A 25,924-nucleotide genomic window follows, 5' to 3' on the forward strand; every position below is an offset into this window, starting at 1 on the left:
CTATATCTACAAAATTTATAGCTCCTATAGGCTCGTTCTTAAATCAATTATCACTCTCAACAAGAATAGATTAATTCGCACGAGTACAAAACTTCTTTTTTTATCCTTTTTTACTCCCTATCTTCATATTGGATTTAGGTAAAACGTAGGTACCCATTCATGAAGTCATTCGAAGAATTTAAAGATCATTTTAAAGAAAATATTGCTGGTCAGTTAGATCAGATTGAAGACAAAAGATACTATATGCACAATAAGCGTCTTCAATTTGGCGGCTTAACGATGTTGATGATTTCCTTTTCTTTAATGCTTCTGTACCTGGACCAAATCAATGAATATGGGGTATACTTCATGTGTATTTTTGCCCCTCTTACCTCCATGAATTATTTCAACAATAATTTTCAGGATGATACCATTGAAGAAGAATACAAAGAGGTGGTAGTGAGAGAAATGATCCGTTTTATGGACAATAGCTTAAGGTATTCTCCACAAGATTTCATTCCTCTAAAAAAATGGATTGAAAGTGGAGTAAACCCTACTATTCCCGATGATTATGTTGGAGACGATCTCATTGAAGGATCAATAGAGGGCACTTCTCTTCAGATGTCAGAAGTAATGGTAAGTCACCTACGCCCTCCTAATAATAAATGGTATGTCAATAAGAAAAAACAACAAAAAGAAAAGTATAAAAAAGAGTTTCATGGTTTCTTTATGATTGTTGATTTAGACGAACCGCCATCTACCGAAATATATATTTTTGAAGACCATATTCAGAAAAATTGGGGATATACCGGACGATTAATTGAACAAAAAGATGACCGCTATGGCACTTATGTACCAATCAAGGACCCTGAATTCAGAAAATTCTTTAAGGTGTATGCCACGAATAGAGCCGATGCCGAAAAATCTTTAAAAGATGACTTCATAAAGAGGCTTTATAAAATCAGGAAACACTTCAAAGCCAAAGTCAATTGTGTAATGAAAGAGGGAAAACTTTATGTTTTTCTTGATGTACGTAAAGAGCTTTTCAAAGTAGACACCACCCATTCATTAAAAAGGTCTTTTATTCTGAAAGAACTTTACAGAGATATGGAAATGATCTTGACCGTTGCACAAACTCTCAATGACCCTGTTCCTGAAGAGGCTCCCCCAACACAGATTAATAACAACTTTGGGGATTCTACCAAAGATGATCATGTATACGAAAATGCCCCTGTACAAGAAGAAGCTATTGTGCATGACAGCGAATCGTTCTTAGAAGAGGAAGAACAATTTGGAGAAAATTCTGAAGAAGATGAGCTGGATGAATCTTTTGCTGCATCACAAGAACAGCTTTTTGGTGCTGATGGTAATGGTAAAAATCCTCATTTTGATTTAGACGACTTTGAAAATGAGGATTATTATGAAGAGGAAGATGACTAAACATCATTTAAAGTATGGCATCTCTTATTTTTTTCCGAAATTTGTAACATACGAAAGTATAATTAAGCCTCTCACCCTACTTTCTTAGAAAATGAGGCTGCAAAAATATATTAGATCATAAGGAAAATGGACAGTAAAAGACAACATAAATTTTCTCGTTTAATCCAAAAAGATCTAGGCGAAATTTTTCAACAGAATTCTGTTTCAATGTTTGGAGGTGCTTTTATCTCTGTAACGCATGTTGAAATTTCTCCTGACTTAGGTTTAGCGAAAGTGTATTTAAGCTTTTTATTAACAAAAGATCCTGAAGGAAAAATTGTTGAGATTGAAGAGCAAAATAAATCAATCCGTAACCTTCTAGCACAACGTATCCGTCATCAAGCAAGAGTAATTCCTGAATTACGTTTTTACTATGACAATACTGCAGAAGAAGCAGAAAAAATTGACAAGTTATTTGAAAACATCGACATCCCTGACGAAAAAGAAGATGACGATGATGACAATATCTACACACGTTAATTTGAAGAGCATGTTTGAGCGGCTTCACTGTTCAGACATGCTTTTTTTGTTGTAATATTCGATTACAACTCCTCCACTTTTTTGAATTTATAGGATATACTTAGCAGGACATGCTGGCATTTTTTAAAATCAACGATCCCTTACGATTAATCATTCTTTTATTCCTTATGATCATCATTCGCCTTCCAATTTGGATGGGTGATATTCCATTACTTTCTGATGAGATACATTGGTTTACACTTGGTGATAAGCTGGCAGAAGGAAATAGTATGTATGTAGATGTTTGGGATAATATAGCTCCACTCTCAGCGGGTGTGTATTGGGTCATTGCCTCATGGTTTGGCACCTCTCAAGCTGTATTTTTTGGTTTTGCTGCATTCCTTACCTTAATACAATCCTATTTATTCAATCTAATGATGAATAGAAGTGAAGCCTACAAACAAAAAACGTTTATACCAGGCTTGATGTACCTTCTATTTTCCAACATCAGTTATGATTTTATGACTCTTTCTCCAACGCTCATTTCATTGACCTTTTTATTGTTTGGTCTTCGAAATTTGCTGAGAATGGAGCGAACAGATGTGGAACAAAGCATCTTGAATACAGGTATATTCTTTGGTTTGGCTTCTTTGGCCTATATGCCTTCATTCTCTTTCCTTTTAATGGGTATTTTCGCATTAGCTACATTTAGAGTCTCTTCATTCAATAGACTTTTTTTAGCTTTTGTAGGGTTTACAATCGTTTGGGGAGGGTATTTGGTATACCTCTATTATATAGATGGATTAGAAGAATTTGCCAACTTATGCATACTGGCAATACCAGATCTTGAACACAATTTCCAATTGACTTGGGAACAAATGCTGATGCTTGCTGTTATCCCTGCCTTTATTTTATTGATGGGAATGTTCAAAACATTCAGCTATAATGCCTTTATTAACTCCCAACAAAACATACAGCAATTAATGCTAATTTGGGTAATCACTGCTACCTTAAGCATTGTTTTCTCCTCTTTTACTATTTCTTATCAATTGATCTTATATGTACCCGCTTTAAGTTTTTTCAGTGCTCACCAGTTATTGATCATTCGAAAAAGGCTGATGGCAGAAATCACGTTATGGTCTTATTCCCTCCTTTTCCTAGCACTTATGATCGGTACAGCATTTGATGTTTTACCAAAGAAAATAGAATCTCCTTATCAAAATGCGTGGGCTATTGAAGTTCCAGACTTGAATAAATATGGTGATAAAATGCTGGTTTTCGGACTAGATTATAAGTACTACAAAGATCACAACTTAGCGACTCCCTACCTCAACTACAATGTGAGTCGTCAGTTTTTCAAAAAGATTGACAACTATGACGAAATAAGAACAATCTATAACGCTTTTGAAAAAGATATGCCAGATGTGATTGTAGATACAAATGGTGACGGGCAAAAACTTTTAGATTATATCACTATCATCCAGAAAAAATATGAAAAAGTGGTATTAGATAATGGATTAGTCATTTTCTCGAAGGTAAAGCAATAAAGAGATCTAAAATATTAGGTGTTTTTTAGTTTTATATACTTTTCATTTTGACATCATTCCTACCCTTTTATTAGTACGAAAATAAAATTTTTCACTTTTTTCTTTGCCTAAAAAATTTCATTTGTATATTTGCACTACCAATAAACGTATTTTTTACATTTATAATAAACCAAACACAACCAATTTAAACACATGAAAAATATCCTTGAGAAGCTTTGGGATCAGTATGTGGAAATTACCCCTTCTGCAGCTAAGATCCAGTCCATTTTTGAGGACAAAGGCGAAACAATCGAAAATGATCATATTGCTATCCGTACTTTTAATCATCCACAGGTAAATGTTGATCGACTTTCAGAGCCATTTATTCGTATTGGTTATGAAAAAAAAGGGGAATATGTTTTTGAAGCAAAAAAGTTAAAAGCAGCCCATTTCCAGCATCGCACTGATAAAGATGCTCCAAAAATCTTCATTTCGGAATTAAGATTAGAGCTTTGCAGTGAATTTCTACAAGATGTAGCTGATTCTATCATTGCAACTTCTGGTACGGAACATATGGATATTGATCAATTACTTTTGAGTGGTTGCCTTTGGGAAAAGCCTTCTTATAAAATATATGAGAGACTTGTTGAAGAATCTGAATACGCAGCATGGATGTATGTCTTTGGTTTTAGAGCCAATCATTTTACTATTCACTGTAACAAGTTGGATCATTTCAACACCCTTGAAGATGTGAATCAGTTTTTGAAAGACAATGGATTCCAAATGAATACTTCGGGTGGTGAAATCAAAGGAAGCAAGGAACAGCTTTTAGAACAATCAAGTATCCTTGCGGATAAAGTTAAAATTCAATTCCAGGAAGGAGAATACGAGGTTCCTTCATGTTATTATGAATTCGCGAAAAGATATGAAGACAGCACTGGGGAACTTTTCGAAGGTTTTATCGCATCATCAGCTGATAAAATATTTGAAAGTACAGACACTGCTCTTTCGAAATAAAACCTCAATCAAAAAAATGAACATTTCTAAAGTTATACGTTATAGAATACATCGACGATCGAACACCTTTTTCTAACCAATTCAGGATTATCTAGAACTTAATGTAAAAAAGAAACCCTACAGTTTGTAGGGTTTCTTTTTGTATAATGCGAGAATTTTATGATGATCATTTTAGATAAAGAACATCCCTAAAATTCCGGCTACCATATAGTATTTTATAAAAGAACTGATTTTTCCGTAATCTTTACTTGAAACAGCCTTGATCAGTTTGTAAATCATCATAAATGCTGGAAGCGATAAAATACAGAAATAGTATTGAATATAAGGCTCTTCCATCTCCATCACAATAACAAATGATATGGCTATAAATAACGCAAATAAAAGGTAAATCAACTTTTTGGTTTTTTGATCTCCCCATATAATAGGCAATGTTCGACAACCAAATTTTACATCTCCTTCTTTATCCTCCAAGTCTTTGATGATTTCACGAATCAGGGAAACGAAAAATGAGAAAATCCCAAATTCATATACAGCTCGGTTGTGCTCGGCAAAATAAATGTTGATCAAAAAGATAGACAAAGCCGTAATCGCCGCTACACTTACATTACCAATAAAAGCTCTTCTTTTTAATTCATTAGAATAAAGCCAAAGCCAAAAAGAGGCAATAAAACACACTATTCCTACTTCTAGCGATAAAGAAAAACCAATTACAATTCCTAGAAAATTAAATACAGTGTGTGTAAAAATGGCAACCCTCCTTCGCATTAACTTACCTATCACTTGCTTGTTTGGACGATTGACAGCATCAATTTTTATATCATAATAATCATTGATAATGTAGCCCGAAGCGGCGATTAATAATGTAGAAAGCGTCAATAACCAGAAGGAAACATCTTGCAGAAGATATCTCCAGTCGGCACTTGGCCCTACCAAGAAAATCCTTCCCATCCATTGTGTAAACAATATGATGAGAAGGTTATTGGCCCTTATAAGACTCAAAAAGTCTTTTAAGTTGATAAAAAAAGTTTGTTCTGTTTGTGGTTTACTCATTATATTAATGGGCTTCTAACCAATTTATACCTTTACCGACTTCTACTTCTAAAGGAACTCCAATGTCATATGCATTTTCCATCATATCCTTTATTTTGGAAGTTATTAATTCTAATTCATCATTATGAACATCAAAAATCAATTCATCATGTACCTGAAGGATCATTTTTGATTTCAAATCTTGTGCATTCATCCATTCCTGAATTTCAATCATCGCTTTCTTGATGATATCCGCTGCAGTACCCTGAATTGGTGCATTGATGGCATTTCGTTCTGCCATTCCTCTCACCGTGAAATTACGTGAATTGATATCTCTTAAATATCTTCTTCTTCCCATCAACGTCTCTACATATTCGTTGTCTCTTGCTTTCGCAATCACATCGTCCATGTATTTCTTGATGGCAGGAAACTCTACAAAATAATTATCGATCAATTCCTTCGCCTCACTTCTAGCGATATTCAATTGCTGAGAAAGACCAAATGCTGAAACGCCATAAATAATACCGAAGTTGGCCGTTTTAGCTCTTCTTCTCATTTCCGGTTCAACGTCTTTTTCATCTACCTTGAAGACTTTAGCAGCTGTAGCAGTGTGAATGTCTCTACCTTCCTTGAAAGCATTGAGCATTTCTTCATCTTTACTGAACGCTGCCATAATTCTCAATTCTACCTGAGAATAATCCGCTGCAACAAATGTGTAGTTTTCATCTCTCGCTACAAAAGCCTTTCTGATCTCTCTACCTCTTGAAGTCTTAATCGGAATGTTCTGCAAGTTAGGGTCTGTAGAACTTAAACGGCCTGTTGCCGCCACTGCCTGATTGTAAGTAGTATGCACTCTTCCATCTGCCTTGATCAACTTCGGAAGGGCATCTACATACGTACTCTTCAACTTCGCTAACTGTCTGAAATCTAAAATCTTTTCAACGATTTCATGTTGCTTCAAACCTTGAAGAATTTCTTCCCCTGTAGCATATTGACCCGTTTTTGTCTTTTTTGGTTTATCAACCAGTTTCATTTTTTCAAAAAGAATCACACCTAATTGTTTAGGAGATGAAATGGTAAACTCTTCACCTGCCAAGGCATAAATATCTTTTTCTAACTGCTCGACTTCTTTACCAATTTGAATAGAATAGTGTTCTAAAGAAGGCACATCTAAATTCACCCCTTCTTTTTCCATCTCTCTCAATGTTTCCAACAATGGCATTTCAAGGTTTTCGAATAACTCTTTCAAGCCTTTTTCTTCCAATATTGGTAAGAATTTCTCTTTCAACTGAAGTGTAACATCAGCATCCTCACACGCATATTCATAAATTTCCGAAGCAGGCAAATCTTTCATATTTTTCTGCTTCTTCCCTTTTTTACCTAATACAGTCTCGATCGAAACCGGAACATAATTCAAGTAGGTTTCAGAAAGGCTATCCATACCATGACGTTTGTCTGGCTCTATTAAGTAATGCGCCAACATTGTATCAAAGAATGGGCCTTGTACTTTTACACCAGCCGTATCCATCACCTGAAGGTCATACTTCAAGTTTTGACCAATTTTCAAGATTCCTTTATTCTCAAACAATGGTTGAAAGTGAGCTAAAACTTTATCTGCTTCTTCTTTTTCCAATGGAACAGGAACATAGTAAGCCTCATCTTTTTGAGCAGAAAAAGACATTCCTACAAGCTGAGCTTCCAAAGCATCTAAAGAAGATGTTTCAGTATCAAAGGCAAATTCCTTTTGTTTTGAAAGGTAATTGATCAATTCAGCATAACGCTCCTCTGAATCAATCATTCTATAATTCTTGTCCAATGAGCCAATGGTATCAGGCCCTTTCAACTCCTCTTCTTCAACAACCTCTTCTACCGTCTCAACTTTTGAGGCAGATGAAGTTGGAGCACCGAACAATGAAGCTTGCTCCCCTGCTTTCACTACTTTTTTAGCAGGAGCAGGTTTTGCATCAGGGAATAACCTTCCTAATAAGGTCTTAAATTCAAGATCATTAAAAATCTTAATGATTTCCTCTTTATTAGGTTCCTGCACTAAAAGTTTATCTTCTTCAAATGCAATCGGTACATCTATTTTAATGGTCGCCAATTCTTTAGAAAGAATGGCTTGCTCTTTATTACCTTCTACTCTTTCCTTCAGTTTTCCTTTTAACTCCGAAGAATGCTCAAGAATGCCTTCTACAGTACTGTATTGTTTCAATAATTTTACAGCAGTTTTAGGGCCAACACCCGGAATACCTGGAATATTATCGACAGCATCACCTTGCAAACCTAAAAGATCAATTACTTGGTCGATTCTATCCAGATCAAACTTTTCTAAAACTTCCTTTTCACCTAAAATCTCAATTCCACCCTTCGTAGAAGGTCGGTATAAGAAAGTATTCTCATCCACTAATTGAGCATAATCTTTATCAGGCGTCATCATAAACGTCTGAAAACCTTGTTTTGAAGCTTCTTTTGCCAAAGTACCAATCACATCATCAGCCTCATAACCTTCCACTTCTAATCTTGGAATATTGAAAGCATCAACGATTTTCTTGACGATTGGAATTGCAATAGAAATATCTTCAGGTGTTTCTTGTCTATTGGCTTTGTACTCTTTGTACATTTCATGTCTAAAAGTAGGGCCAGATAAATCAAAAGAAACACCAATATGTGTAGGATTCTGCTTCTTAAGTATCTCCAATAATGAGTTAACAAAACCCATTGGGGCACTCGTATTTACTCCTTTAGAATTGATACGCGGATTACGTATTAGGGCAAAATGGGCACGAAAAATAAGGGCCATGCCGTCAAGCAGAAATAATTTCTTCATAATTTAGTTGGTCTAAAAGACGCTCTATACAGTTTCTAATTTTAAAATCACGAAATCAATCTCCGATCTTACAAACTATTCGTGATTTTGCAGTTATATCTTAATTTTTGTACGAATATACTAATCGGATTTCGAAGATTTATATTCTTGTTGTACGTTTGCAATAATATTTGCAATTCAATTGACAATTTGAAGCAGATGGCGAATCAAAATCTATTTTTTGATTTTAGAAAAGGGTGATTCAGTATCCCTTGGGAAATTTTGATTCATCTGTTCTAGTTTGAACTTAAAAAAGTAAAGAGGTTTGGTAGGAGAAGCGATACAGCACTTACAACAGCAACTATTATATGCTGGAAATTATAAATCATTAATTCAAGAAAATAGTACTGAATTAATCAAGGTCTTTAAGAAATCTTTCTATCCCACTTTTGAGGTAGAAGACCTTTTGAGATTTATAAGTGAGCATATTGTAAGCAAACATATCGTCTCTATTTTAATCGATAAAGAAAGTCAAAAAGGCCTTTTTGAGGATTCAATATATCAAGCTTTTGAAGGTTTAACTTCACAAACTATTGATGAAGAGTTACTTCAAAAAAGCTATCAAACCGTTGCTGAAAATATTGATCAGCTTTCATTAGAACAAGATAACAAAGAAGCCCTCTTTACCACATTGATGGGAAGAGAGGAAGGCGAACCTTTACCTAATTACTTTTTGGGAATGTTTCGATCACTGATGAAAAAGCATTTGAATAATTCAGGAACAAATGCTCAGTACCTCTACCCTTCTTTTACATTGCCTCCGTTCTTAGATATTGAAGCAAAATCCAATACTATAGTCTGTTATGATTTACTGGCTTATTATTGGAGTGCTATTATAATCCCAGCAAGTACTCGTTCTTTTGGTAACAGTTTATGTTTTGTCAACATAAAACCTCAAGGACAAAAGCATTTAGACTTCGTTGAAGATGATAGTAATCTCAATAAACTCATCAACTTGAACAGAGATCCAGTTCAAATTGTCTTTGGTACGATTCAACAGATGTCATTGGGCAATAGAACGGCACATAAAGATTGGGTCAATAAGGTAAAGAAGACTTTCAAAAATGATTCTTTCAGAAACCCCGTATCCTATTGGTTTTTATGGGCTAAGGAAAGGCTAGGTAACAACGGTATATTAGTAATTAGAGGAGATCATTCTCTTGCTGCGGCACCTGAATATAAAAATTGGAGAAATACGGTTTCGAAGATTTGCCAAAGAATCTATATTCAAGCTCAACAGTATTCATCACAAGTAGTATACTGTTTTATTTTCAGTAAAGAAGAAGAAAAAGAAGGTGTTTTTTACGCCCCAAGTTATTTAGAAGATTTTGCTCAAGTTCATGAAGATTCAGATGATTGGATTACACTTTCTTCTGATGAATATAAGAACTTCCTATGCCTAATTTCCGATAAAGAAAAGAGTATTTTCAATCAAACTCTTCCTACATTAAACCTTAAAAATAAATCTTGGCATACTGATTTCAACAAAAAACAATTGATTGATAAAGTCAATCTTTATTATAAAAACCAAAAGAAAAAAGAGACACTTGGTTTGGATGAAGATACTGTTGTTACTGATGCTCAGTTAAGTCGAATTTATGTCAAGCCGTTTTTGAAGAAATGGGCTTATGTTTCTAAAAGAGACACCGAGAACTGGAATACATTACAACATCATGGTTTTCAAATCGAGAACCCTACTTTTGCCCTTTCTATGCATAAAGATTTAGGCTTAGAAGTGACACCAAGTAATCAGGCATTACTTTCTACCTACTATAGTAGAAATCAGTTTGCAACAATATTACCGTTGAACATCTATAAAGAAGACCATTCTTACAGCAGTAATATCAGTGATTGGGCATTGGATCGCTTTAAACAATATTATGTTTCAAGGCTTCCTAAAGTAGAGCTTAATAATTCTGTCGGTTCTATTCAAGACCTATTGGAGCGTGAAATCAAAAGTATTGAACGATACACCAATAGGCTTCCTGTACTTCATAAATTCACCAAACAACTTTCTAACTTGACGCAAGAGAAAGAAAGTAGCTTAGACGACGTTACAAAGCTTTTACATCAATTGACACAAAAGATGCATCAGCTCTTTAGAGGGTCAACAGAGAAAAAAGTGATGATCCAAGAAATCAATAAATCTTCTCAAAAAATCATTGGTACGATCGGTGAGTTAGAAAAAGGTAAAATTGAAAATGAACAAAAAGTGAAAGCTTTAACGAAAGAGAACATCTTCTATTATTGTTTTGCCATTCTCAATCATCCTCTTTATCAAAATGACTTTGAAAAAGAATTGAAAGCATTGCCACCTAGAATACCATTATTAAATGATTTCTGGGCATGGACGAAAATGGGGAAAGAAGTATTCCAATCAGGTACTTCTAACATTGAGGACATTCACTTTACTTTTGCAGAAGTATTAGAAGAAAATGACGAAACGGATATTTTAATTAACGGCAGTCAGAAAATTAGTGGGCTTGAAGAAGATCAGAAAACAGGTGAGTGGGATAAACAAAAGGTTTTCCAACTTATACTTCAAGAGTATAGAGAAAGAAAACCTTTGAATAAAGATTTGCAAAAATACTATAGATCTGAAATAGCGGTAATCAATAGATTAGAATTACTTAAAAGTATTCAATTTCAAGCTCAGTTTTATCTGAAAGTGAAAAATACTCTCCCGGATCATTTATTTGAGAATACGGGGCAAAAGTTTAGATTAAAACGTAGAAATTAACGGTAACATGAATTATTTTCAATAGTATCTAGGCAGTCTCTTCGTAATTGTAATTCCAAATTCGAAAGAGCACTTTTTTTTGGTCAGTAGCGGAAGGATCAACTTCTACAAGTTCAGCCTCTATCACTTCGTCACTTTCCAATTTTTCAGCAATTGATTTACTTACTTCTCTAGGAACGTAACCAATCATGGTGTCACCTGCAAAAACGGCAGTTGCAAATTCATCATACTCGTTAGCAGAATTTCTCACCAATTTGATTGGTTGTCGCATTATTCCCCATTCTGTATCTTTATTTGAATAGTATTGGAATCCTGCAACATAGCCTTCAAACAGAAGTGTCTTACTTAGATTAGATAGTAAATCTTTTTCTTTGCTGTGAGTAAAAGGTTTAACCATAGAATCATTATTATATTTTGGTAATTATTAGCAATATACAATATTTTATAATAATATTCCTATAAAACTAAGCTAGGTTTTATTTTATCTTAAAAAAATCATATATTTAAAATCATTAATTTAGGTCTCAATATATCATTATGAAACTGTCTCAAATCATTAAAATTGCACTATTTGCCCTAATAGCAGTGGTCATTACCTATACTTACTTATCTTCCAACTCTAATTTGGACCAAGGAAAATATCTTGAAAAAGTGAATATTGAAAGAGCAGAAAAAAATGAGGAATTTAAGGATGAAAAAACTTCTCCATTAAAAAAAGAAGAAATAAAGACCTTTAATTCACTAAATTATTTCACTCCAGACAAACAATATATCGTTAACGCCAAGCTAGAATGGGCAGATAAACCAGAATCAATAAAAATAGCCTCTACAAACGGAGACCCTCGAACTTATAAAAAAGTAGCATGGGCTAGTTTCAAAATTGATAATCAAGAACAAAAACTGGTGCTACTTCAAAATGCCTTACCTAATCCGTTGACAAAAGGTTTAACAATGGTGCTTTTCAGAGATCAAACCTCCGGAAATACTACCTATGGAGCCGGGCGTTATATTGAGCTACGTGGTTTAAAAAAAGGAGCTATGCAGACTGTTATAGACTTCAATAAAGCATACAACCCCTATTGTGCATACAATGATAATTACGACTGTCCTCTACCTCCTTTAGAGAATCAAATGTCAGTTGAAATTAATGCAGGAGAGAAAAAATATCATCTATAACAAATTCACGATATACATCATTAATAGTACTTTTAAAAGGTATTCATTTCAATCCTACTTACCTGATTAGGGATAGTTAAAAATTAATGGTAATTTGGAAGTTGAGTATTACGGCAAAAGTAAATGGAGATGAAAGAACTAGAAGTTTGTAATTAAGTATTTTACCAACGCTTCAACTCCTTCTCATTTTTCCTTGATTGTTTTTATTCGGTTCTTAACACATTACATTTTTTTATTGCTCGATGTCATTTGATAAAATTATTAATAAACTCGCAACCACTGATAATAAGCGTGCTTATATTGAGTTGCACTTTTGGATTTTGTGTTCAAGTACAATTCCAATTATTAATATCTATATATCGCTTTCTTCAGTAGAAATTGTTTTCTTAAGAACAATGACTGCTTTTGTCATGATCTTTATCTTTCTTTCAATAAAGAAAATATCATTAAAGGTTAAGACTTCGCATGTGCTCTTATTAGTATTTACCGGAATGCTCACCTCCATTTATTGGGTGCTATTTGTTATTGCTGCCAAAACATCAAATACTTCGGTTACATTAGTAGGAATGGCTACTACACCAGTATGGGTAAGCTTTGTCTATCCCATATTTTCTAAGAAAAGACCTACATTTAATGAGCTAATGACTGGATTGTCAGCTTTATTTGGAGTTTATATGATTTTCAGTTCTAGTTTTGCTTATAGTGAAGGTATGTTTACGGCAATATTAGCGGCATTCTTTGCGGCATTAGTCACTATACTTACCTCTAAATCCTCTCGCAAGTATCATTATTTAGTCATTACTTTCTATCAGATGCTTGGAGCATTTTTAGCTACAGCAGCAGTACTTCCATACTACCTCAAATTCATTAAACAAGGTAGTTTTTCAATACCTACTCCTACCGATATTATATTAATCATCGTACTGGCTATTGTATTTTCTATTGTAGCCTATTCTTCTATTGTAAAAGTGATGAAAAAAATCACCCCATTTAGTATATCATTAGCCAACAATTTGGCACCAATATATGGTGGTGTTATTGCCTATTTCTTTTTTGGGGAAAGTGAAATTATGGACCTTTATTTTTATGGAGGGGCATTTATTATAGCATTTGCTATTTTGGCTATGCCATTGGCCAAATTCATATTTAAACTAAACAAGGTAGAACCTAGTCGTTCTTAAGTTCTTGTGCTGTTCAAAGAAATACTTCTATTAAAGCATCTCTACTCTTTGAGCGATTAGAGCGGTAAGACCAACTTATCTATAAAGGGATATAATACATTGAAGTGAACTACTTCATCTTACCTAGTAGCTCGTGGGAAGTAAGACTGAGTACTAAAAGAACACTAATAGAAAGCGTTCCAAATATCACGGACAACCACCTACTATACGACAGCCAATCATCTTTTTCTTTCTTGGCTTCATTGTACATTTTTTGGGAAAGGTTAATGATATCTTCCGTATTTTTCTGAAGGTTTAGGGTAAGTCCTTTATCCCCTCTAAAACCAATTGTTAAATCTACATTTACGATTTTCAAAAGTGTTGAATTGTATCGTTTTAAATTATTCAACAATGTATACCTGTGGTTTTCTGCCATAGGAATATTTTTGATATCCTTTTGCATTTGATGGTTCAGCTCTCTGATTTTGTAAAAGTCAGACGTATCGGCAGAAAGCAAGTAACTTTTCTCCAGAAGCTTCATTCTTTCTAAAGAAACGATATTAATATAAGGGTCAGTAGCTAAAGCTCTTGTTCTCTTTTGAAGGTCTCCAATCATTCCTGAATTTTGAGAACCTCTATACTTGAGCTGTGTTATGATCTTAGAAAAAGTCTTACGGTGAGTTTTAAGTAGTTTAAAAAATGAATCAAGATCAGTTTCATATTCCACCTTCCAAGAGGAGTTTGAAGTAAGAATTGAGGAGATATATAGTTCTAAATTTTTATCAATCTTATGGTATTCCTTCATAATTGGAGTCGCTTCTCTTGACTTATGGAAGTCTTCATAGTGTGCTTCATAAGACAAGAACTCTTGTGCTGCTAGTGTCATTCGCATTGATTTCTGACGAATATCAAGTACTTTTTCTAATACAGCATCATGATCTTCAATTTGCCTAAAGGAACTAAAGTTACCCACTGCAATTAAGAAACAGGCCACAAAGTAGACGTAAAACCAACGAATCACTTTTCTCCATGTATATGCAACAGTAGGATTTTTCACTTCTTCTTCAAAAATTTAATTTTAGTATTAGGATTAGATGCAATAAATATTCCATTCATTTATTATTACAGATAATCTTGGTCATAGTCTTTTCTCAAAATGTAATTATAAAAAAATAGAAGAGTTTTAATACCATAGATTTAAAAAAAAAGGAGACGAACGCCTCCTTTCCATATTATAAGAGAATATTTTCTTAGTGTTGTACTAAAGTTGCATTTTGCTCATCTTGGTTTCTACCAATTTTCTTGAAGTTCTCTAAATACACTTTCGCTTGATCTTGATACTTCAATGAACCATATACAACACTGTATACTTGTTGACCATTTTGCTCAGTAACTTTCACATAAGTTTTCCACATTTTGTAGTGTGCTTCAAACTTTTCTGCGTATCCTTGAGCATCACATAAATCTGCAGTTGAGTAAACCTGAACACCCCAACCATGAGAGATGATTTGACTGCTTAAATCTACAAAGTAAGTACGGTTGTTTTGTAATTTACCTTGACGACTTGAACATTGTGAAGAATTTGCCGGCATGTTGTTTCCTGCAGTAGCTACATTTCCACCACTTCCAGATTTTGCATACATAGCCATTTTTTCTTCATACGCCTCATTAGATTCAGATAGAGCATTTACCTCACTTTGCAATGCCTCATTCTTTTGTTGAAGTGAATTAATATCAGCTTTTAAACCTTCTACCTCATACTTCATTTGCTCATTCATTGTTTTCAATGAATTCGATTTCTTCTCTAATTCTGTTTTGCTTTTTCTTAATTCAGTATTTTCAGTGGTTAACTGAGCATTCATTTGCTTCAACTTTTTCTTACTTTGAGCAAAAGAATCTGGTGCTAACATGAATGAAAAAATAATAACTGCAATAGGTAAAATTTGATTTTTCATTGTATCCAAGGATCGTTTCAGGAGAATAAAATTGTAATTAAAATTATCTTTCAATTGTATTACAGTATCAATAAAAAAATCAGTCGAAAAGGACTAATCAGAGTCTAATAGTTGTGATACAATTCTAATTCTTAATATAAAGCTAATCAATAGTGCTTAGAATTCCATTTTTAGTCTAAAAAATAATTAGTGAGACATAAAAAAAACTCATCCTACAACACAAAGTATAACTATTTCAAGTAAAACCTGTATTATAAAATGAGTTAGAATATTTGTACTACAAAGATGAAGAAATCAATTTTATTGATTGTTCTTCAATTGATTTTTGAGCTTATCTAATTCAGACTCTTCTTGTGGAGCAGCAGGATCTGCTGATGTATTTTCTGTAGTATTAGAAGATGCTTCTCCAGCACCTAACCTCATCTTTTCCTTTAACTGTTCTAAGGCTAATGAAGAAGTGCCACTTCCAGGGCCAATTGCCTTATTTATTTCCTCATCAACAGAAACACTTGCATCTGCAATATCTCCATAAGATTCCGCTAATGCTTCTTGCTCTTCTACCTTGTTCTTCATTCTTTCCAACATCGCCACAGTACTAGTTGAGTCAATACTCGCTAACTGTTTGTTGATTTTAGAAGACGCTTCACTCACTTTAGCTCTCGCTTTTAATGTCTTCGCTTCATTTTCCCACTGAGAAATTTGAGATTTCAAGCGTTGAACATTTTGTTCCATTTTCGTCACTTGAGCCTCATTTTGAGTGACCATTTTCTCATGCGTCTGAGCAGCGGCAACCGCTTGTTCTTTTTTATTTAAAGCCTCAGTAGCTAAACGATCCGCTTCAGCTGTATCTAATTGTCCAGCACTCGCTTTTTGTAATAAAAGAACTGCTTTTCTTTCCCAATCAGCAGCCGCTTGTTTATGTTGTTCGTATTCTTTTCTTGTTCTAATAGAGATTGCTTTTACTTGAGCTAATCCCTGCAAACTTTTATCTAAATCTCCTTTTAATTCACGTATCCCCTGATCCGTCATTTTTATAGGATCCTCCAAACTATCTAAGGCAGCATTTGTTTCTGCTGACATCCAACCAAATATTCTCTTAAAGAATGACATATATTTTTGTTTAGTTTTGTGCGTAATTTAATAATAAGTCAAAGTTTTCACTGATCATCAATTTGAATGCATTCAGTGTTCCTTCAATTTCATTTTCATCTAAGTTTTCAAGCTCAAGGGTATCTCTAAATAGAACTCTGTTACCTTCGGCATCAATTACAAAAGCTCCATGAACAGAACTTCTGTTTTTCTCTAATAAGGTTCTGTAGAATTCTGGATTATCATTAGTAATATCAAAAATGTGCATTTCGACTATCAAAATAGGATCTTCACAATCAACAATTACATTGATTAATCCTTCTTCCTCATCTGAAATGATAAAAAGTTCTTCCTCAAGGTCCTCACTTTTAATATCATATCCGAGGTTTAGCAAATAGCCCTTTACTTTTTCAAAGTAACTCATTGTATAGTAATTTAATTTATTAATATCTGATAATACGAATATAACTAGAAATTGGATACCAAAAGGAGCTAAAATAATTAATATTTAATAAAATTTGAGGTACAAAAAGCACGTTATCACTAAAAAAATATTTTTTTGGATATTTTTTATCGAAGAATGAAAAACTTTTAGGAAAAGGTATAGTATATTTGATGCAATCGGTTGAAGCAAATTTCAATGATAAAATAAACTACCAAATTCTATATGCCAAAAAATAATCATCTTAAAGACTCCCCCCTTTTAATTGAAGGAGCTTGGGAAGTGTGTAACCAAGTAGGTGGGATCTATACAGTAATCAAGTCAAAAATATTAAACGTTCTCTCTTCTTTTGGAGATGATAACTATTGTTTGATAGGTCCTTATGTCAATAGCAATGTATCTGCGATTTTTGAACCAATTTCTGATGAGGGCAATGACTTAGTTTCTAGAACCGTACGTTCACTAAGAGCTCGTGGATATGAAGTAAATTATGGAAGATGGTTAGTTTCGGGACGCCCAAGAGTGGTACTTTTTAATCCCTACAATGAAGCTTGGAAACTTACTGACATAAAAAAATCAAATTGGGAAAGCCATAATATCCCTTCTTTTGACGGAGATGATCTCTTCGATCAAACAATCATGTTGGCAAGCCAAATTACTGACTTCTTCCAAGAACTACATGATCAAAACCAGCATCAACAAAAGGTGATTGCACACATGCACGAATGGATGGCAGGTATTCCGATTCCAGAAATCAGAAGAAGAAACTTAGACATCAAATGTGTATTTACCACTCACGCTACTTTACTTGGTAGATACTTAGCAATGAACGACCCTGGATTCTATGACAACTTAGAAAAAGGGATCTACGACTGGGAGAAAGAAGCTACTCACTTCAATATTCTTCCTCAAGTTGCCATTGAAAGGGCTGCTGCACATGGTGCACACACTTTCACAACGGTAAGTAGATTGACAGCCGTTGAATGTAAATACCTATTAGGTAGAGACACTGACGCTATTGTTCCTAATGGCATCAATGTCAACCGTTTTGAGGCATTACATGAGTCGCAAAACCTTCATCAGATTTATAAAGAAAAGATACATGAGTTTGTGATGGGACACTTCTTCCAATCTTACTCTTTTGATCTTGATAATACTTTATACTTCTTTACTTCGGGTAGATACGAATTTAAAAATAAAGGTTTTGATTTAACGCTTGAAGCTTTGGCTCGTCTAAACCATAAACTTCGTGTTAACAATATCAATAAAACGGTTGTTACTTTCTTTATCACTAAGAAAGAATACAACTCCATAAACCCTCAAGAGCTAGAGTCAAGAGCGGTATTAGGTGAAATCAGAAAAATCTGTGATGCTATGGAGCGATCTGTAGGGGAAAGATTATTCTATATGGCTTCTAAAGGAGATACTTATTCTACTCCTTCTATTGAGGACCTAATTCCAGAAAGTTTAAGACTTCAATTAAGAAGAACTGTACAATCTTGGAAAACGGATCGTTTACCTTTCCTTACTACTCATAACCTACAGGATGACAGTAAAGACGACATCTTAAACTTTGCTCGTTCTTCTGGATTATTAAACTTTGAGGGGGATAGAGTGAAGTTAGTGTACCATCCAGATTTTGTTTCTTCAATGAACCCTCTTTTTGGTATTGATTATGATGATTTCGTAAGAGGATGTCACCTTGGGGTTTTCCCTTCTTACTATGAGCCTTGGGGTTATACTCCAATGGAATGTGTAGCTAGAGGTATTCCTGCTGTTACTTCTGATTTGGCAGGTTTTGGTGATTTCGTCATCAATGATCTTAAGAGAACACGAGTTGAAGGTATTGAAGTAATTCATAGAAAGCATAGTGACTACTCTCACTCTGCAGAAGAATTAGCCAACTTTATGTATGATTTCGTGACGACTGAAAGAAGAGATCGAATCTCTCAAAGAAGTGCGGTAGAGCAAGGTTCTATTCACTTTGACTGGGATGCTTTATATGATTATTATATTAAAGCGTACCAAATCTCACTAGAGCGTTAATACTTACCCATTAGGGTAATTGAAATATAAAAGCCGGTCAATACTACTATTGACCGGCTTTCTTTTTAATCTTTCAAGATACTCCTTGATATTACAATTTTTTGAATCTCAGATGTTCCTTCATAAATCTGAGTAATTTTAGCGTCCCGCATTAATCGTTCTACATGATACTCTTTTACGTAACCGTAACCACCATGTACCTGAACTGCTTCTACTGTTACGTCCATTGCTACTTCTGATGCATATAATTTTGCCATAGCCGACGCTTCACTATAATCTTCTCCTTGATCTTTTAGCCATGCAGCTTTATACACTAAATGCCTTGCCGCTTCTATTTTTGTAGCCATGTCAGCTAACTTAAAAGCAATCGCTTGATGTTCACTAATAGGCTTACCAAATGTTTTTCTTTCTTTGGAATATTTCAAAGCCAACTCATAAGCTCCTGCCGCAATACCTAAAGCTTGTGCAGCGATACCAATTCGTCCTCCATTTAATGTTCCCATTGCGAATTTAAAGCCGAACCCATCTTCTCCAACACGATTTTCTTTCGGTACTTTTACATCGGTAAAACTCAACATGTGTGTATCCGAACCTCTGATCCCCAACTTATCTTCTTTCTTCCCTACAACGAATCCTTCCATTCCTTTTTCTACGATAAGGCAATTGATTCCTTTATGCCCTTTTTCGCGATCTGTCTGAGCGATTACAAGGTAAACTGAAGCTGAATTCCCATTCGTAATCCAGTTTTTGGTACCATTCAAAAGGTAATGATCACCTTGATCAATGGCCTCTGTTACTTGAGAAGTTGCATCACTCCCTGCCTCAGGTTCAGACAAACAAAAGGCTCCAATAGCCTCTCCTGAACATAATCTTGGCAAATACTTTTTCTTTTGTTCTTCAGTACCGTACTTTTCTAACCCCCAACAAACTAAAGAGTTATTTACTGACATTGATACAGAAGCCGATGCGTCGATTTTAGAAATTTCTTCCATCGCCAATACATATGAGATGGTATCCATACCACCTCCTCCATACATTGGGTCAACCATCATAGACATAAAGCCTAATTCTCCCATCTGACGTACTTGTTGAGCAGGGAATCGTTGTTCAGTATCTCTTTCGATGACTCCTTCTAATAATTCAGATTGAGCAAAATCACGAGCAGCGTCCTTAACTGCTTGCTGCTCTTCTGTTAGTTTAAAATTCATGTGTAAATTGGTAAATTCTGTGTTGTGTTTATTGTGAATGTTTACTCAAATATACAAAGCTTCGTTTAAAGAAAAAGTTTTTAAGTGTGGAATAAACATTTTTAGTTAAATAATTAATAAGAATAGCTATATCAAATTAGAATAATACAATTTAAATGGGTGAAATTTAGAGATTACAATTCCATTTTTAATTTGAAAGCCAAGTAAAGAGTCATTTTAAATTTATAATAAATGAATAATTAGTTCTTGATTTAACCTATAATTAAGCATTCCGTTTATCATTTAAGTTCAAAATGAACCGTTTATATTTCCTCTAATTTTGAATGCATAAAAAAAGCCTCCCGAATTCGAGAGGCTTCCATCTATAAATAAAATCTTATTATCTAAGTTGCTGTCCAATTGTAAAGTGGAATTGGCTACCACTGATATCTCTCTGACCTGGAGGTGCATCGAAACCATATGCCCAGTCAATACCTAACATACCAAATGCTGGCATGAAAATACGAGCACCAAAACCTGCCGATTTGTATAAATCAAACGGGTTGAATTCATCAAATGAGGCCCAGTTATTACCGCCTTCCATAAATCCTAGTACATAAATTGTAGCTGATGGATTCAATGAAACAGGGTATCTTAATTCCATAACATATTTGTTATAAACAACACCACCTAAACCATTGGTTTCATAAGGTACGATTGAGTTGTTTTGATAACCTCTCAAACCAATTGTCTCTGTTCCTAATAAGGCAAACTGCTGAGTAAGACCATCACCACCCATGATGAAACGTTCAAATGGCCCTAAACCTTTATCTTGATTATATGCATTCAAGAAACCCATGTGTGCTCTTGTTGCTAATACTAAGTCACCAATAATGGCTTGGTACCAAGCATTATCAAACATCCACTTGTTGTACTCCACCCATTTGTATCTTTCTTCATCCGTAATTTCTGTTGAAGAGAAATCTTTGTCTTGGAATAATGAATATGGAGGAGTTAAACTAATACTCAATGAAATCTGAGAACCTCTACGTGGGTAAGTAGGTTGGTCAATACTGTTTCTTGAGATTGTAGTATTAAATGTGAAGTTATATGATTTACCATTATTATAATCACCAAAACCTGTAGCAAACCAGTTGTTCAAGTCATAGACCATGAATGATAATGAATTGGACATTGTAAACCAGTCATCCGGCCATTTCAAACGACGACCTAATGCTACTGTCGCTGCGTTAATTCCTAAGCTACCAATCTTTGTGTTACCACTATAAGAATTTTGGTTTGAATAGTTATAACTTACAGTCAATGAGTTTGGCTTTCTACCACCTAACCAAGGTTCTGTGAATGAAACAGAGTAAGTCTGATATTGAATACCAGAAGCTTGTACTCTTAATTGTAATCTTTGTCCATCACCTGCAGGAAGAGGTCTCCATTTAGAGAAGTCACCTACATTCCTTAACGAGAAGTTGTTGAAAACTAGACCTACTGTACCTACAAAACCGTAGAAACCACCCCAACCACCAGAGAGTTCGATCTGATCATTGGCCTTTTCCGTTAGTCCATACTGAATATCTACAGTACCATTTGACATATTTGGTTTAGGTTGGATATCAATTGTTTCAGGGTCAAAGTAACCTAAAGTTGAAAGTTCACGTTGCGTTCTGATCAAGTCGGCACGGCTAAATTTCTGACCAGGTAATGTTCTAATTTCACGATACACAACGTGATCGGAAGTTTTAGTGTTACCATTTACTATAATCTTAGAAATATATGCTTGTTCACCTTCAAAGACTCTCATTTCAATATCAACAGAGTCACCAGTCACCAATACTTCTACAGGAGTCACATTGAAGAATAAATAACCATCATCCATGTACAAAGCGGAGATATCTGCACCACTTGGGTTAAAAGACAAACGCTTGTTCAATTCTGTGGTATTGTAAACATCTCCTGGAGAAATACCCAATACTCTAGCTAATTGCTCGTCTGTATATTTATAGTTACCAGTCCAGTTAATACTTCTATAGTAGTAACGTTTACCTTCGTAAAGGTCTAGCTCTACGTTGACTAATTTCTTACTTACATCATAAACAGAATCTCTTACGATTTCAGCATCACGGTAACCTTCCTCGTTATAGTATTCAATTAATGACTTCTTATCATTTTCGTATTCTTCAGCAATAAACTTAGAAGGAGTAAAAATTCTACCAAAGCGTTTTTCTTTCGTCTTCTTCAGTTTTCTTTTCACCTTTTTCTGAGTCAACTCTTCAACACCTGTCAACTTTAAGTCATCGATTTTAACCTTACTGTTTTTGTTAACATCAATTCTCAAAATGACCGAGTTGGCTAAAACAGGATCTTTCTCACGTACAATTTTCACCTCCGTATTCTTAAAACCTTTTTCAGCATAATGTGCTTTAATTACGTTTTGAGTATTACGAATCATTGATTCCGTTACAATACGGCCTCTCACCAATTGTACCTTGTCTGTTAAAGTTTTTGCTTGCCCTTTTTTAACACCTTCAAAGTAGAATTTTGAAAGTTTTGGTCTTTCTTTCAAGGCAATCTGAAGATATACATCATTACCTTGAATCTCAGTGACATTAATTTGAACATCACCAACGATACCTAATCTCCAAAGTTTCTTTACCGCCTTACTTATAGCGTCACCTGGGATTTTAATTTTTTCCCCTACTTTAAAACCGGCGATGTTGATTAATGCATTTTTATCGTTAAAATCTGCACCAACAACGTCAATACCAGCGATTGTATATTCAACCGGGGTACTATAGTCAACTTTGTACTTACCACTCTGTGAACCATAGTTTGTACCAAACTGAGCATAAGTTGTAGTTATTGCGAATGTCCAAATTGAGATGAACGTTAACAGTTTAAAAACTGTTCTTTTAGTTGATATCATGCGTTTTGCTTGATCTCTTTTTAATATTGTCCTTGATCTTTATGAAAGTTGTTCACTTGTTTTACCATAACGTCTTTCACGTCCTTGGTAAGAAAAAATGGCTTCGTGTAAGGTATTCTTCCTAAAGTCAGGCCAAAGTACATTAGTAAAAAATAATTCAGTGTAAGCAATTTCCCATAATAAGAAGTTACTCACTCTATGTTCGCCACTAGTACGAATAAGAAGTTCGGGATCTGGCATATCTGCAGTAGATAAATAATTCTTGATCGTATCTTCATTTACTGCATCAATTTCTCCCGACTTAAATGCTTGACACATTCTTTCTGTAGCTTGAATCAAATCCCATCTACCACTATAGCTAAGTGCCAACACTAATGTTAGACCCGTATTCTCTTTGGTTAGTTGTATTGACTCCTCTAATTCTTTTTGGCAATCTCCAGGCAACTGATCTAAATCTCCAATTGCTTTTAGTCGGACATTGTTTTTCATCAACGTTTTTGTTTCAGATCGAATCGTTGATACTAACAATTTCATTAAACCTAAGACTTCGGCTTTTGGTCTATTCCAATTTTCAGTAGAAAAAGCATAAAGAGTTAAATAATCTACCCCCAATTCAGCACACCCCTCTGTTGCTTCACGTACTGCTTTTATAGCATTATTGTGTCCAAAGATTCGCTTTGCACCTTTCCCTTTAGCCCAACGTCCATTACCATCCATGATGATCGCAATATGATTAGGTACATTTGCCTTATCTAACGTGTAATCCATTCTAAAAATTGTCTAAACAAAACTGAGCTCAGTAATCCAATCCATTTACATTACTTTGCTGAAGGGCGAAATTAAAGATAAATAGAGCAGATAACAACAAAAAACAGTTTTGAAATGAAAACTAATAGTACATATTTATCAGAATAATGTATTTTTACACAAGTTAACATTCTACATTCAATAAACTAATCCATGCTGTGTACACAGTATCAATGAGATACTATTTTTTAACACAGCTATTGCTCTATGAATAGATTTTCTAACAAATTAAGCTTACTGAATAAGAAAATTGGAAGTTTTGTCTCTTATTTCTCTTTGTTGCTCATTATCATCGTTTGTTTTGATGTATTGATGCGATATTTTTTCAATAGTACATCAGCTTCCATAGCGGAATTAGAATGGCATTTATTTGCTTGTATCTTTCTGTTAAATGCAGGAAATACATTAAGGCAAGATAAACATGTGAGGGTTGACGCTTTCTACTCAAAGTTTTCTCAACGCACTAAGATCTACATCAATACTTTTGGTTTTCTGTTCTTTCTCACTCCCTTCTGCTTGTTAATTATTGATGCTAGTCTCCCCTACATCATCAATTCCTACAAGATTATGGAACATTCCACTGACCCTAGTGGTCTTCCTTACCGATTTATCATTAAGGCTACAATTCCTACAAGTATGATCTTATTACTATTGCAAGGCATGGGTAATACAATCGAGGGACTTTATTCTTTAAAAACTACAAAATAACGACATGCTTCTCGCTCTTTTATTTATCTGCCTTTTTGGGGCTTTACTACTAGGATATCCTGTTGCTTTTACTCTAGCAGGTGTTTCTCTCATTTTTGGTTATTACACTTTTGGTGTTGACTTATTTTACCTACTTCCTCTAAGAATTTTTGGTACAATGAGTAATCAAATTCTGATTTCCGTACCGCTTTTTGTCTATATGGGTGTTATGCTTGAAAAATCTGGCATTGCTAGTCGATTATTAAACACAATGGCTATTCTGCTTGGTAAAGTAAAAGGCGGCCTTGCTATTTCGGTGGCAATTGTTGGAGCTATGCTTGCTGCTTCAACCGGCATTGTCGGAGCAACAGTTGTAACGATGGGTTTAATGAGTTTACCGAGCATGCTAAAAAGAGGATACTCAGCAGAGTACTCTACAGGAATCATTGCTGCGAGTGGTACCTTAGGTCAGATTATCCCTCCTAGTATTGTTCTTATTTTAATGGGAAGTGTGATGAATATTTCAATAGGAGATTTGTTTATTGCTGCAGTAATTCCAGGAGTTTTATTGGTGACTTTATATATAGTATACGTTTATGTTTACGCTCGTTTTAATCCTGACAAAGTGCCTTCTATTTCTAAAGTTGAAATTGATGAATTTAAGAAAGCTTTAAGTTTTACCTCTTTATTAAAAACTTTCGTTTTACCGTTTGTATTAATCTTAGCTGTTTTAGGGTCAATTTTTATGGGAATTGCATCTCCCACAGAAGCTGCCGGAGTCGGTGCATTGGCTGCTACTTTACTCACTGCATTAGAAAAAAAATTAACATGGAGTGCTGTCAAAGAATCTGCTCTTGAAAGTGGTTCATTAACGAGCATGGTCTTTATGATTTTAGTAGGAGCAACAGCATTTGGACTCGTCTTTAGAGGTTTAGGAGGAGATGAAATATTAGTGGAATTTATTCAAAATGCAGATTTATCTCCATATATGTTCCTTGCTTTGGTTCTCTTTGGAATTTTCTTAGCCGGTTTCTTTATTGACTTCATAGAAATCATATTTATTTTTATGCCGGTAGTCACTCCTATTTTTGCATTATATGAGCTTGACCTTTTATGGGTTGCAATATTAGTCTCTCTTAATTTACAGACTTCTTTCTTAACGCCACCTTTTGGATTCTCTCTCTTTTATCTTAAAGGTGTAGCTCCCAAAAGCATCAAGACAAGCCAAATTTATAAAGGAATCATTCCTTATATATGCATCCAACTTTTATTAATCGTATTGGTGATCAGTTTTCCAAAACTTGTGACTTACCTCCCAAGTATAATAGAATAAAAAAGAGGT

Annotated in this window: 20 protein-coding genes; 10 read left to right on the forward strand and 10 right to left on the reverse strand. The window is 34.5% G+C overall.

Annotation, left to right across the window (positions count from 1 at the left end):
• Positions 1–159: 159 nt before the first annotated feature.
• From PL77_RS03945 to PL77_RS03960, 4 genes are all read left to right on the forward strand, one after another.
• Positions 160–1,419: a DUF3137 domain-containing protein gene (locus PL77_RS03945; protein ID WP_044201997.1), complete on the forward strand. Its 1,260-nt coding sequence runs from the start codon at positions 160–162 to the stop codon at positions 1,417–1,419.
• A gap of 126 nt (positions 1,420–1,545) precedes the next feature.
• A complete protein-coding gene (rbfA, locus tag PL77_RS03950; RefSeq protein WP_044202000.1) occupies positions 1,546–1,938 on the forward strand; it encodes a 30S ribosome-binding factor RbfA in 393 nt (130 codons plus the stop codon).
• A gap of 110 nt (positions 1,939–2,048) precedes the next feature.
• The gene (locus PL77_RS03955; RefSeq protein WP_044202003.1) at positions 2,049–3,464 is read left to right on the forward strand and encodes a hypothetical protein; all 1,416 of its coding nucleotides are present in this window, start codon (positions 2,049–2,051) and stop codon (positions 3,462–3,464) included.
• Between the two features lie 192 nt (positions 3,465–3,656).
• Positions 3,657–4,460 carry a DUF1338 domain-containing protein gene (locus tag PL77_RS03960; RefSeq protein WP_044202006.1) on the forward strand — a complete coding sequence of 268 codons (804 nt, stop codon included), beginning with the start codon at positions 3,657–3,659 and terminating at the stop codon, positions 4,458–4,460.
• 171 nt (positions 4,461–4,631) lie between these two features.
• Here PL77_RS03960 and PL77_RS03965 read toward each other — a convergent pair whose 3' ends face one another.
• Together PL77_RS03965 and polA are read right to left on the reverse strand one after the other, a co-directional pair.
• The gene (locus PL77_RS03965) at positions 4,632–5,510 is read right to left on the reverse strand and encodes a geranylgeranylglycerol-phosphate geranylgeranyltransferase (protein WP_044202009.1); all 879 of its coding nucleotides are present in this window, start codon (positions 5,508–5,510) and stop codon (positions 4,632–4,634) included.
• A 4-nt stretch (positions 5,511–5,514) separates the two neighbouring features.
• Complete coding sequence (gene polA, locus PL77_RS03970; RefSeq protein WP_044202011.1) at positions 5,515–8,316, reverse strand: DNA polymerase I; 2,802 nt, start codon at positions 8,314–8,316, stop codon at positions 5,515–5,517.
• A 304-nt stretch (positions 8,317–8,620) separates the two neighbouring features.
• Here polA and PL77_RS03975 point away from each other — a divergent pair, with 304 nt between their 5' ends.
• Positions 8,621–11,095, forward strand: coding sequence for a type ISP restriction/modification enzyme (locus tag PL77_RS03975; protein WP_044202014.1), 2,475 nt, complete (start codon positions 8,621–8,623; stop codon positions 11,093–11,095).
• A 28-nt stretch (positions 11,096–11,123) separates the two neighbouring features.
• Here the strand turns inward: PL77_RS03975 and PL77_RS03980 are convergent, their stop codons facing one another.
• A complete protein-coding gene (locus tag PL77_RS03980) occupies positions 11,124–11,492 on the reverse strand; it encodes an HIRAN domain-containing protein (protein ID WP_044202017.1) in 369 nt (122 codons plus the stop codon).
• A gap of 140 nt (positions 11,493–11,632) precedes the next feature.
• Here PL77_RS03980 and PL77_RS03985 point away from each other — a divergent pair, with 140 nt between their 5' ends.
• Both PL77_RS03985 and PL77_RS03990 read left to right on the forward strand, forming a co-directional pair.
• Entirely contained in the window at positions 11,633–12,271 is a 639-nt protein-coding gene (locus PL77_RS03985) for a DUF1684 domain-containing protein (RefSeq protein ID WP_052444147.1), read from the forward strand.
• A 242-nt stretch (positions 12,272–12,513) separates the two neighbouring features.
• A complete protein-coding gene (locus tag PL77_RS03990; protein WP_044202019.1) occupies positions 12,514–13,452 on the forward strand; it encodes a DMT family transporter in 939 nt (312 codons plus the stop codon).
• Positions 13,453–13,561: 109 nt separating this feature from the next.
• Here the strand turns inward: PL77_RS03990 and PL77_RS03995 are convergent, their stop codons facing one another.
• The 4 genes from PL77_RS03995 to PL77_RS04010 form a co-directional block, all read right to left on the reverse strand.
• Positions 13,562–14,488 (reverse strand): hypothetical protein, encoded by a 927-nt coding sequence (locus PL77_RS03995; RefSeq protein ID WP_044202022.1) that lies wholly within the window; start codon positions 14,486–14,488, stop codon positions 13,562–13,564.
• A 193-nt stretch (positions 14,489–14,681) separates the two neighbouring features.
• Positions 14,682–15,386 carry an SPOR domain-containing protein gene (locus tag PL77_RS04000; RefSeq protein ID WP_044202025.1) on the reverse strand — a complete coding sequence of 235 codons (705 nt, stop codon included), beginning with the start codon at positions 15,384–15,386 and terminating at the stop codon, positions 14,682–14,684.
• Between the two features lie 300 nt (positions 15,387–15,686).
• Entirely contained in the window at positions 15,687–16,496 is an 810-nt protein-coding gene (locus tag PL77_RS04005) for a PspA/IM30 family protein (RefSeq protein ID WP_044202028.1), read from the reverse strand.
• A 10-nt stretch (positions 16,497–16,506) separates the two neighbouring features.
• The gene (locus PL77_RS04010; RefSeq protein ID WP_044202030.1) at positions 16,507–16,899 is read right to left on the reverse strand and encodes a CesT family type III secretion system chaperone; all 393 of its coding nucleotides are present in this window, start codon (positions 16,897–16,899) and stop codon (positions 16,507–16,509) included.
• Between the two features lie 243 nt (positions 16,900–17,142).
• On the opposite strand from PL77_RS04010, the gene PL77_RS04015 reads away from it, so the two are divergent.
• The gene (locus PL77_RS04015; protein ID WP_044202033.1) at positions 17,143–18,963 is read left to right on the forward strand and encodes a glycosyltransferase; all 1,821 of its coding nucleotides are present in this window, start codon (positions 17,143–17,145) and stop codon (positions 18,961–18,963) included.
• 65 nt (positions 18,964–19,028) lie between these two features.
• On the opposite strand, the gene PL77_RS04020 is transcribed toward PL77_RS04015, so the two are convergent.
• The 3 genes from PL77_RS04020 to PL77_RS04030 all read right to left on the reverse strand — a co-directional run bounded on the left by PL77_RS04020 (position 19,029) and on the right by PL77_RS04030 (position 23,856).
• Complete coding sequence (locus PL77_RS04020) at positions 19,029–20,171, reverse strand: acyl-CoA dehydrogenase (RefSeq protein WP_044202036.1); 1,143 nt, start codon at positions 20,169–20,171, stop codon at positions 19,029–19,031.
• A gap of 379 nt (positions 20,172–20,550) precedes the next feature.
• Positions 20,551–23,088, reverse strand: coding sequence for an outer membrane protein assembly factor BamA (gene bamA, locus PL77_RS04025; RefSeq protein ID WP_082026390.1), 2,538 nt, complete (start codon positions 23,086–23,088; stop codon positions 20,551–20,553).
• A 39-nt stretch (positions 23,089–23,127) separates the two neighbouring features.
• Positions 23,128–23,856: an isoprenyl transferase gene (locus PL77_RS04030; protein WP_044202039.1), complete on the reverse strand. Its 729-nt coding sequence runs from the start codon at positions 23,854–23,856 to the stop codon at positions 23,128–23,130.
• Positions 23,857–24,102: 246 nt separating this feature from the next.
• Here PL77_RS04030 and PL77_RS04035 point away from each other — a divergent pair, with 246 nt between their 5' ends.
• Positions 24,103–24,603, forward strand: a complete 501-nt coding sequence (locus tag PL77_RS04035; protein WP_044202041.1) for a TRAP transporter small permease subunit — start codon at positions 24,103–24,105, stop codon at positions 24,601–24,603.
• Positions 24,604–24,607: 4 nt separating this feature from the next.
• The gene (locus PL77_RS04040; protein WP_044202044.1) at positions 24,608–25,915 is read left to right on the forward strand and encodes a TRAP transporter large permease subunit; all 1,308 of its coding nucleotides are present in this window, start codon (positions 24,608–24,610) and stop codon (positions 25,913–25,915) included.
• The last annotated feature ends 9 nt before the right edge of the window (positions 25,916–25,924 follow it).

It is taken from the genome of Flammeovirga sp. OC4 (assembly GCF_000812565.1).
In the GTDB taxonomy this organism is placed as follows: domain Bacteria; phylum Bacteroidota; class Bacteroidia; order Cytophagales; family Flammeovirgaceae; genus Flammeovirga.